Raw genomic sequence first — 10,313 nt, 5'->3', positions numbered from 1 at the left:
AAATGATCTAATACTCCACCTAGCATTAAGATAATTGCAGCAACCGATGTAAAAACAAGCCAGAATGTTCTCCCTGGTTTAAATTTAAATACGTTTTCAAAAAAGCTTGCCAATGACAATGATCCACTATATAAATTAGTAATATTAATTCTAATTTGAGTTAAGATTGTAAATAATGCCCCGCCAATACCTAAAATTTGAACAAAATAAATTCCTGGATTCACTTCTGCCATTCGAACTCCAAACCATATTCCAATGATTCCCATGAGTAAAAAACAAACGAGTTGAGGTATAAATCCGACAGCAAATACACCAATTTTAAATTCTTCTTTTTTAATAAACCGTGCATAGTCTGATACGAGTAGAGCCATAATTCCGACTAAACCATTCATAATTCCAATACATGCAAGCAAGGCAGCCCCGCCTACTTCGGACCCCTCTGGTAAATAAGTCCATACATTTCCAGCAATTTTTGGAGTTATCTTAAAGGCAAGAAAGAAGCCAGCACCTAGTAATATAATAAAAATTGGCAATGACCATTTTTGCAGTTTATCCAACTGTTTAATTCCAAACCAATTGAGAGGCACAACTAGTAACCCAAAGATAACCATGAGCAACCATACTGGAATACTTGGCAAATATTCATGTACTGCAAATGCCATAATAGCTCCCTCAATTGCACAGTACATGATAAAGTTTAAAGCATAAATGAGGGAGGTTATGGATGCCCCGATATAGCCAAAACCCCCGCCTCTTGCCAATAAATTAACATTTAATCCTGATTTAGCAGCATAATAACATATTCCAATACCTAAAGCACCAGCTACAACTGTTGCATATATTTCCGCTAACAGTGCATTGACAGCCCCAAAGCTAACTGCCATTAGGCTTCCCATTTGCATGAAAATCATTGCTGTTGCGACTCCGAGAGTTACATTGGTAATACTTTTCCAACCCATTGTCCTGCCTTCTATTGGAACCTTTTCTAAAGCAAAATCATCCTTCTTTTCTTCTTTAATACGGCCATCGTCAATCACAGTATTCGGTTTAGAAATCTCAGCCATGAATCCAACTCCTTATCATTTTAATTTATGATCAAAGGACAAGGGCGGTTAGCCCCTGTTCTTTAATGCTAGTTCCAATAAGCTAGTGAACGCTTAAATGAGATAATTACTTGCTACATTTGCAAGAGAGCTAACAGCGGTATCCAAAAGGGACATATCAATTTTTTGCCCTAGTCCTGATTTCTCCCTTTCATATAACGCCGCTTCGAAGGAAATGGCTGAATATAATCCTGTAAGAATATCCACCATTGCCACTCCAATTTTTATGGGACCACTATCCTTGTAACCAGTGATACTAATGAGCCCGCTCAATCCCTGAATAATATAATCATAACCAGGTAAGTGACGGTCAGGTCCTGTTTCACCAAAACCAGTTATGGAACAGTAAACCAATCTTGGATTTATTGATTGCATAGATTCATAATCAAGCATCCATTTTTCCATAGAACCTGTTTTAAAGTTGTGAATAAGAACATCTGCCTCTTTAGCTAACTTTCGAATGATTGCCCTTCCTTCTTCTGTTTTGAGATTTACAGTTATGCTCCGCTTTTTGTGATTTGCACATAAATAATATGCACTCACTCCGTTTTGAAATGGCGGTCCCCAACTTCTTGTTTCATCATTGCCGCCTGGAGCTTCAACTTTAATCACGTCTGCTCCAAGGTCTGCCAAAATCATCGTACAGTAAGGTCCAGCAAGAACTCTTGTTAAATCTAAAACTTTTATACCTTCTAGTGCAGTGTTCAAGTAAACCACCCCTAGCAAATAAATTCTTAAAAATACAAAAGCCAGTCCTTTCACATGAATGTGTTAAGGACTGGCTAAATGATCCATTAGAACCTTCCGGCAAAGGATGGACGTGGAATCTTATCAGTCAACATATTGAATTTAAAGTAGATTCTTCTCTTCCTTTTGCTGATTAAGCAAATAGGGTGAAGATGTTATTTTTATCTTATCTCAATTTTCTGAATTTTTCAATACCTTTTTTGATAATATTTTCTTTTATAATGTGATAATGTCAGCAGAGGAAAAATATAGCGATAGCTATGGTAGTGAATATAAAAGTCACCTGCCAATCCTTGGCCCTTTGGGTATTCAGTTGTCCAGTCATCTTTATTAAGGTTATTTAAAATAAACTGAATCCCAGAATTTATTTCTTTAGTTGGCTGTTCATATACCGAAATTAGTGCATCCACCGCCCAAGCAGTATGCGTTAAAGTGCTTGTATTTAATGGAATATACCTTTTCTCACTATCACTATTACAAGACTCTCCCCAGCCGCCATCTGGATTTTGGATTTGCTGCAACCAGTTGACCGCTTTTATAATAGTCCGATTTTCGGGTAAAACACCAGCTGCTCTTAGCCCTGTTACGGCGCCCCACGTCCCGTAAATATAACAGATCCCCCATCTTCCATACCAAGAACCATCCTTTTCTTGGCTTGTAGTTAGCCAGTTTATTCCCTTTGGGATTGCAGAATAATTCTTTGCTAGATTTGTATAGTTTCCGAGAAATTCAAGTGTTCTCCCTGTCAAATCTGCAGAAGAAGGGTCAGCCAAAATATACTCAGCCTTTTCGATTGGCAATAACTGCAGTAACTTACTATTTGTATTTTTTTCAAAAGCAGGCCAGCCCCCATCGTTGTTTTGCATGGATATTACCCATGAAACCCCTCTTTCCCATGATTGACGGTAACTCGGATTCGTTATGACACTTCTTGCAATCGATCTTAAAGAAGAAGTAGTATCATCAACATCTGGGTGGATCGTATTCATATCAGCAAAACCCCAGCCTCCTGGTAATGCATTTGGATTATTTACGACCCAGTCTCCATATTTATATTGCTGTTTTTTCAGCAAATAATGGTTTGCTCTTCTCACCATTGCGTCTTTATCAGAAACGCCAGCCTCCTGCAAAGCATAATTGATTAATGAAGTATTCCACACGGTTGCGGTTGTGTATTGCATATGGGGAAGTCCTTTAATTTCACACTTCATAGTCAATAATCCACTTATTGCCTTTGTAATTAAGGAATCTTTCTTTGAAACTCCAAGGGATAAAAAAGCAAAAATCATTAGAAATGTAGAACTAAAATATCCATAAAGGGTTCCATCCGGCTCAATACGATCAAGCATAAATTGTTTCGTCTGTACTGTTGCCTGTTTATGAATTTGGCTTGGCAATCCTATTAAACTTTTAATCCCTTTTTCAATGGTTGAGAAAATAGAACGCCATTCATCCCATTCACCTTCAAACTCAGATCCTCTCTGAATGATTAAATCTGATAAATCGGGACTGAAGCTGGATTTAAGCTGAAACTTTCGATCTGCAAGAATCATGATTGGGGCAAGGTTTACCTTTCCGTAATCGGAAAAACTGTAGAAATTTACCGGGAATGATAGCGGAAGCAGAATCATTTCCAATGGAACGGGAAAGAACCTTGGCCATTTCATTTGTCCAGTTATTGCCAGCATGATTTTTGTAAACATATGTGCTTTCCCAATGCCGCCTTTTTTCAAAATAAAGCTTTTGGCTGCTTTCAATCTATTGTCCTTTTTCTGATAGTATCCGGATATTAGCAACGCATAGTAAGCCTCTATAGTTGCAGTGAGATTTCCATCGCCCTCATCATAAAATAGCTTCCAAGCCCCGTTCCCTTCTTGTCTGCTTAAGATTCTCTTCGTTAAATCCAAAATTAACTTTTCATCATTTATTTCTAATGTCCTTAATAAAATAATCATATAGCAATCTGTGGAAATGCCTGTTTCAAATGGATAATCCCAAGTTCCATCGGGTTTTTGGTCTTTCCTTAGTATCTCAATAAGTTCATTAATTCCATCCAAAATGGCATTATTCATCAATCTCATTCATCTCCTCGTAATATGGGTCTTACAAATACATATTCATCACAGAACCGTAGAATTCTTTGAGAAGGTGATTAACATCTTATTAAAAATCTTTCAACAAAACAAACCGCCGCTTTCCGAAACGCTTATTCATATAAAGAAAGATTTAAAGAAAAAAAGCGGGATGCCTAATTCTAAAACTGAGCTCTCCCTCGAAGAAAAGTCCATTATTCAAAAAATTAATGATCGGACAAGTCTATTAAATAAAAACAATATCACCCGAACGAAAGCATATTTAGATTTCTATAACCGGTGTCCAGAGATTCACTGGGCCTTTCTCGGGCATATGGTATCGCGAAATGGCGGCTGGAATATGACGGATTTAAAAGGCAGCTTACTGAAGAGATTGATTTCAAGAAAAGAATCTGATTCATTTTTTGCGTTTTTAGAACGAGGGAATTGGTTGATTTTTCAAGATGCTTACCCGCAATTTTTAATCTATGAAGAAAGTCTAAAGAGGGGAAGAAATTTATTTCACCTATTGCCTCATTTACATATATCCTCGTTCATGGAAACTATTTGGAATCATTTTTTGTACAATCATGATCCATATATTCTTACTATGGCCCTAGTTGTTAATGAACAAAGCTATCTTGAAGAAAGGGTGCTCAAACATCCCGCTTATAAAAAGAATGTCTTTAAGACATTAGAATTTATGCTGCAGGATTTCCTATCGATGAACCATATTCTTTTTCCATTTATAGAAAATGGGAAACTGAAGCTAATTGGGCAGACACTGCACCATTTTGAAAGCTTGCATGAGCGGATCCTTTTAGGAAAGAGACTGTATGCCGTTTTATTCAGTCATAAAGAACGGCATATGTTTGTGAAGAATTGGGCGAATGAACATCCTCATACAGGATCCCGAAAGGATTACTGGCCGCAAATGTTTAATGATATCAATGAAGGAGCCCCAGGAACGATGCTGAAACCTAATATTAAATCTTGCAATCTCGCTCCTGGTGCATCTAAATTGTATAGTCCGAGGCTAGAATTTGCATGGAAAAATAGAGTGCATCCGCCAGCTGAACCGGGGGACTGGTATAAAGATTGGAAGGTGATTCAATACTTGGCCGAAACAAATGAAAAATTTGATGGGGAGATTGAAAATGACTATTGCAAAACACTTGAAAGGCTCGAACTTGCAGCAATTACAAAAAAGGCCATTTTTCTTCGATATTAAAAAAATGGTCCCTGCTATACTTCTTGCTTCATTAATAGGAACTTATCTTGATCTATTTTTTGTTGGGATAGGTATGTATTCTTTTCCAAAAAGATTTCTGCCGGATGTTTTTTCTATTAATATTGTGTTTACTCTAATTGGATTGCCTTTGTTTGTTGTCTTTTTTTTATTTATGATGAATAGGATCAATGTCTGGAAAAAAGCAGGTTTTATTATTGTTATAAGCTTATTGATGGCATGCGCAGAAAAGCTTGCGGAGGAAATCGGATTTTTTATCCATAAAGATTCTTGGAAGCACTGGTTTTCTTTTTGCGGATATATCATTTTTCTGATTTGTGTTTATTTATTTAATCGAATAAGCTTTTTATCAGATTCACGAAAAAAATAATCATAAACAAGAAGCAGCCGTATTTACACCTGACTGCTTCTTAATGTTACGACATATTAATCATTTAATTCCTTCCAAGCTGTAACACCGCCAGATAGCACAGTTACATTAAAGCCTTTCTCTGATAATATTTCAGCACATTTTCTTGCCGAATTTCCAGTCGTACAAGTGACGATGATCTCTTCGTTTTTGGGCAAGGATGAAATCACGTCCATATCATCTTCGTTTAAAGAAAAAATGTTCGATTTTTCAATATTTAAACTACGTACATTTTCATTATCAATATGGTAGGTATTATATTTATCAGTAGATCTTACATCCAGAATAATAACTTCTTCATTCTTTGTGAGTTTTTCAGCAAGTTCTGATGCTGTCATTGTTTTCATTTCATTAAAGCCACCTTAAATGTTTTTTATACAAATATCGTATCACAATTGCGTATCGGTGATAAAATTTGAAATTTTTTCGAGATCAACATTTCCGCCTGAAATGACTGTAACGATCTTTTTTTCTTGGAATGGCAATTTATTAAACATAGCTGCTGCTACTGTTGTAGCACTTGAAGGTTCGATTAATTGTTTCATTCTTTCCATCACAAAGCTAAAGGCCCTGCGGATTTCATCTTCACTGACGAGAACGATATCATCCAAATACTTCATTAGTATAGGGAAAGTGAGATCTCCAGGCTGATTCGTTCTTAAACCATCTGCAATAGTATTCGTCCCTGGAATGGAAGTAATCTGCTTCTTTTCAAAGGAAAGATATGTATCGTTAGCCAAGGCAGGTTCTATTCCGATTACTTTTATTTTGGGATTACTTTCCTTTATAGCTGTTAAAATGCCCGAAATTAGACCGCCGCCGCCAATTGGAACAATAATTGCATCGACATCGTGGATTTGGTCTAATAATTCTAATCCAATTGTTCCTTGCCCAGCCATAATATAAGGATCATCATATGGAGGAATATAGATCCCGTTCTCTTGTGCTGCTATTTCCTTCGCTCGCGGTAATCGCTCAGCTGAAGTTGTGCCGCATTTTTCAATACGGCCACTGTAACCTTTTATAGCGTTTTCTTTACAAAAGCTTATATCTTCAGGGACGACAATTGTCGCCGGAACTCCGTATTGGTTCGCAATATAAGCCACTGCCTGCCCATGATTTCCAGAAGAAGCTGCGGTCACATATTTTGCCCCATCCTGAACGGCTTGAATCACTTTATTGGCAGCCCCTCTAATTTTAAAGGAACCTGTTTTTTGTAAATGCTCTGACTTCAAATAGATTTGATTGCCACAAACCTTCGATAATTGATCTGATTTCAATATCGGTGTGACATAAGTAATATCTTTAATTCTCTCTCTTGCCGCTTGTACATCAGTTAATGAAATCATCGGTTTCTCCCTTCCTACTCCCTTATGGCAATGATAAAGTCAATCTCAATGGGAGTATTGCTTGGAAGCTCGGCTACCCCAATGGCCGTTCTTGCGTGGCGCCCTCTTTCATCGAAAATTTTCACTAGTAGTTCAGAAGCAGCGTCTAAAACATTTGGCTGCTGTGAAAATTCAGGGGCCGATTGAACATAACCAGTTACCTTTAAAACCTGCTCCACCTTATCAAGACTCCCAATAGCTTCTTTCAAGCAGCTTAATGCCTTTAACACACATATTTCTGCTAATTCACGCGCTTGTTCAATCGTCACCCCTTCACCTACCTTGCCTTTATAAGGGATATTCCCGTTCACCCGGGGCACTTGGCCGCTAATATACGCAACATGATTGTGGATCACAATAGGTACATAGCTATAAAGCGGAGGTACTGCCTCAGGTAATGTTAAACCAAGCTCTTGTAAACGTTGTTCAATCAACACTATTTCTAAACCCCTTTTATCTTATATGTTTCTAACATTATCATTCTGTAATGACTAGAAAAATCCCTTTAAAAAAGGACAATTCCTGTGTAAGGAATTGTCCCAGATTCTATTTCCACGGAATAAGCTTTCTTTCCAGCCACTGAAGCACCCGATTAAAAAGGAGGCCTAAAAACGAAAGTAATAAAACGCCTACCATTAATTTATTGGTGATCATAAGATTCCCGTAATGCAGCACCATTGCGCCAATCCCATATTGTGCAGCAATCATTTCAGCAGAAACCAATAGCAAAAGAGCTGTACCGGCTGCTAATTTAAGACCAGCAAAAATAGTTGGAAGTGCACCAGGCAATATGACCTTTCGAATCACATTAAAATGATTTGAACCAAATGTGACCGCTGCTTTTATTAATATTTGATCCACACTTTTTACACCAGAAAAGGTGTTAATGAGGACTGGAAAAAATACACCTAGCGCAATAATAGCGACCTTTGGCAATTCCCCAATTCCGAACCATAAAATAATAAGCGGGAGTAAAGCAATTTTTGGAATCGGATAAATTGAATACACGATTGGTGTAAAGATCGCGTCAGCCCATTTTGAAAAGCCAAGAATGAGACCAATAATAATACCTAAAGTGGCACCAAGAAGGTAGCCCCAACCAATTCGGTATAGACTTGCTAAAAGGTTTTTTAGAAGCTCCCCGCTGCTAATCAATTCCCATCCGGCTGTTACGATGGCTGTTGGTGCCGGTAAGAAAAGTGGAGGGACGATGTTCATACGGCAAACAAGCTCCCAAATGAGCAAAAGTCCTGTAATTCCTAAAACGGATGCATAGGTTGGAATTTTCCGTTCCAGAAACCCAACCCGATTTTTGATGATTTGTTTATTTTCACTCATTTTCTACGCCTCCTTCAATGCTTCCTGAGCATCATGGCGTATTAAATTCCAAATATCTGTGGAATATTGTTCAAATTGGCTACGATACTTTTCTTCATCTCGGCCCATCTTTGGTAAATCAATATGAATAATGCTTTTGATTTTGCCGGGATGGCGGGACAACACGATAACCCGGTCTGCTAAGTAGACTGCCTCCTGAATGTTATGTGTAACATAAAGCGTACTTAATTTAGTGCGATTCCAAATCGTTAAAAGCTCTTCTTGCATGATCGTTCTAGTTTGTGCATCTAATGCAGAAAATGGTTCATCCATGAGAAGGAGGTCAGGTTCTACAGAAAGGGCACGGGCAATTCCTGCACGCTGCTTCATTCCCCCTGAAAGCTGCTTAGGATAAGCACCTTCAAAACCTGTTAATCCTACCATATCAATATAGTATTTCCCTTTTTCTTCTCTTTCCTTTTTACTGACTCCCTTTTCTTCAAGTCCGTAAACGACATTTTGAAAAACGGTACGCCATGGAAATAATGCAATTTCCTGAAAGACGATTCCTAAATTGGGCTCCCTTCCTTCAGTGCCTTCAAAATATACTTGTCCTTCACTTGGCGACATTAATCCTCCCACAATATTAAGCAAGGTAGATTTTCCGCAGCCACTCGGACCAACGAGAACGACAAACTCTTGATTTTCGATGGAAAAATTAATGTTTTCAAGAGCCGTTACTTCTCTTTTTTTAGAATCAGCAAATTTCTTACTGACGTTTTCTACGACTATTCTCATGATGTTATTCCCCTAGTTCTTTTAGTGCTTCCTCTAACAATTGTGTGTTGACGATTTCTTTGCTATCTATAGCTTTGTCGATAAGTTTCTCTTTTGCATACCAATCAATTTGTGTTTGAATGTCAGACTCAAGTAATTTACCGTCACGATCCATATATGGCAGCCCTTTTTTGATAAGCTCAGGATCTTGGTCCGTATACTTGGCAATGATATTTATAACTTCATCATAGTTTTCCCCTGGTACAGTTTCTCCGTCCTTTTTCACTAAAACGGCATCATAGTAGTATCGGGATGCTTTGATATAAGCTTTAAAGAATCTTTTTGCTGCATCTTTATTATCTGCAAATGCTGGTGAGAAGAAAATTCCTGAAGTTTGATAATCGATTTCTTCACCAATTTGAGAAATGACTTTTCCATATCCTTCTTGTACGACAGTTGAAATATTAGGCTCATTTAAAATAACAGCATCCACCTGCTTGCTATTTAAAGCTTCCATTAGACCCTTAATACTGTTGAGTGGTACTAATTGAACGTCAGCAATGCTTAAGCCATGATTTTCTAATACTCTACCTGCCATATAATGGAATGTGGAGCCTGTTTGAGTAATCCCGATTTTCTTTCCTTTTAAGTCTTCAATCGTTGCTGCACTAGAATCATTCGGTACAAGCAGGGCGGATGAAGAGTAGCCTTTCTGCTCTCGGCCTTTATCAGCAACAATCCATAATTTCTGTCCGCCAGCAACCATATTATATAGACTCGCAGTAATTCCAGTAGCACCAACATCTACACTGCCACCTGCTGTTGCAACTGCAATCGGTTGTGCTGCTTCAAACCAAGTTGCTTTTGCATCTATATTTTCTTCCTCGAAAAATCCTTTTTCTAATGCAATAAATAATGGTGCTGAGCTCGTTAATTTAAGCATTCCAATGTTGACAGAGGCCTTTTCCGGGCCTTTTCCAGCATCAGACTCATTTCCTGTTGATTGATTTTCTTCTTTTTGTCCGCAACCTGTAAGCGCTAGAGTTAATGATAGAATAGCGGCAAAAATGATTGTTAAAGATTTTTTCAATGTAAATACCTCCATGCTTTAATGTAGTACATTATTAAATATTAACATAAGTGAAGTGCATTCGACATAATTTTCAAAAAAAAACCTATAAATTATGGTTATTTACACATGTGGGATCGCTTCAAAGCTTTTTGAAAATATTATTTTAAATATATAAAAAG

At 37.6% G+C, this 10,313-nt stretch carries 10 protein-coding genes and 1 pseudogene; 2 read left to right on the top strand and 9 right to left on the bottom strand.

Features of this window, described 5'->3' with window-relative positions; translation table 11 throughout:
- From V7122_RS17320 to V7122_RS17310, 3 genes and pseudogenes are all read right to left on the bottom strand, one after another.
- On the bottom strand, positions 1-1,064 hold a 1,064-nt coding region (locus tag V7122_RS17320; RefSeq protein WP_335527811.1), incomplete at its 3' end, for a purine-cytosine permease family protein.
- 96 nt (positions 1,065-1,160) lie between these two features.
- Positions 1,161-1,811: pseudogene (locus tag V7122_RS17315) on the bottom strand (CaiB/BaiF CoA transferase family protein); the annotation flags it as partial.
- Between the two features lie 227 nt (positions 1,812-2,038).
- On the bottom strand, positions 2,039-3,922 hold the full coding sequence (locus V7122_RS17310) for a terpene cyclase/mutase family protein (RefSeq protein ID WP_335527816.1): 1,884 nt from the start codon (positions 3,920-3,922) through the stop codon (positions 2,039-2,041).
- Between the two features lie 85 nt (positions 3,923-4,007).
- On the opposite strand from V7122_RS17310, the gene V7122_RS17305 reads away from it, so the two are divergent.
- Positions 4,008-5,153: a DUF2515 domain-containing protein gene (locus V7122_RS17305; RefSeq protein WP_438824794.1), complete on the top strand. Its 1,146-nt coding sequence runs from the start codon at positions 4,008-4,010 to the stop codon at positions 5,151-5,153.
- The gene (locus V7122_RS17300) at positions 5,080-5,541 is read left to right on the top strand and encodes a CBO0543 family protein (protein WP_335527808.1); all 462 of its coding nucleotides are present in this window, start codon (positions 5,080-5,082) and stop codon (positions 5,539-5,541) included. The genes V7122_RS17305 and V7122_RS17300 overlap by 74 nt, the downstream gene beginning before the upstream one ends.
- A gap of 56 nt (positions 5,542-5,597) precedes the next feature.
- Here V7122_RS17300 and V7122_RS17295 read toward each other — a convergent pair whose 3' ends face one another.
- The 6 genes from V7122_RS17295 to V7122_RS17270 all read right to left on the bottom strand — a co-directional run bounded on the left by V7122_RS17295 (position 5,598) and on the right by V7122_RS17270 (position 10,152).
- A complete protein-coding gene (locus tag V7122_RS17295) occupies positions 5,598-5,927 on the bottom strand; it encodes a rhodanese-like domain-containing protein (RefSeq protein ID WP_335527805.1) in 330 nt (109 codons plus the stop codon).
- A gap of 42 nt (positions 5,928-5,969) precedes the next feature.
- A complete protein-coding gene (locus tag V7122_RS17290) occupies positions 5,970-6,929 on the bottom strand; it encodes a threonine ammonia-lyase (protein ID WP_335527802.1) in 960 nt (319 codons plus the stop codon).
- A gap of 14 nt (positions 6,930-6,943) precedes the next feature.
- The gene (locus V7122_RS17285) at positions 6,944-7,405 is read right to left on the bottom strand and encodes a RidA family protein (RefSeq protein WP_335527798.1); all 462 of its coding nucleotides are present in this window, start codon (positions 7,403-7,405) and stop codon (positions 6,944-6,946) included.
- A 109-nt stretch (positions 7,406-7,514) separates the two neighbouring features.
- Complete coding sequence (locus V7122_RS17280) at positions 7,515-8,306, bottom strand: ABC transporter permease (RefSeq protein ID WP_335484714.1); 792 nt, start codon at positions 8,304-8,306, stop codon at positions 7,515-7,517.
- Positions 8,307-8,309: 3 nt separating this feature from the next.
- Positions 8,310-9,083, bottom strand: coding sequence for an ABC transporter ATP-binding protein (locus V7122_RS17275; RefSeq protein ID WP_335347816.1), 774 nt, complete (start codon positions 9,081-9,083; stop codon positions 8,310-8,312).
- 4 nt (positions 9,084-9,087) lie between these two features.
- Entirely contained in the window at positions 9,088-10,152 is a 1,065-nt protein-coding gene (locus tag V7122_RS17270) for an ABC transporter substrate-binding protein (protein ID WP_335484716.1), read from the bottom strand.
- Positions 10,153-10,313 lie beyond the last annotated feature (161 nt).

Origin of the sequence: Bacillus sp. JJ1532, from assembly GCF_036965085.1 — a bacterium.
GTDB lineage: Bacteria > Bacillota > Bacilli > Bacillales > Cytobacillaceae > Cytobacillus.
Note: the sequence above shows the minus strand (reverse complement) of the source record. Positions and strands in the feature narration are given on the sequence as shown.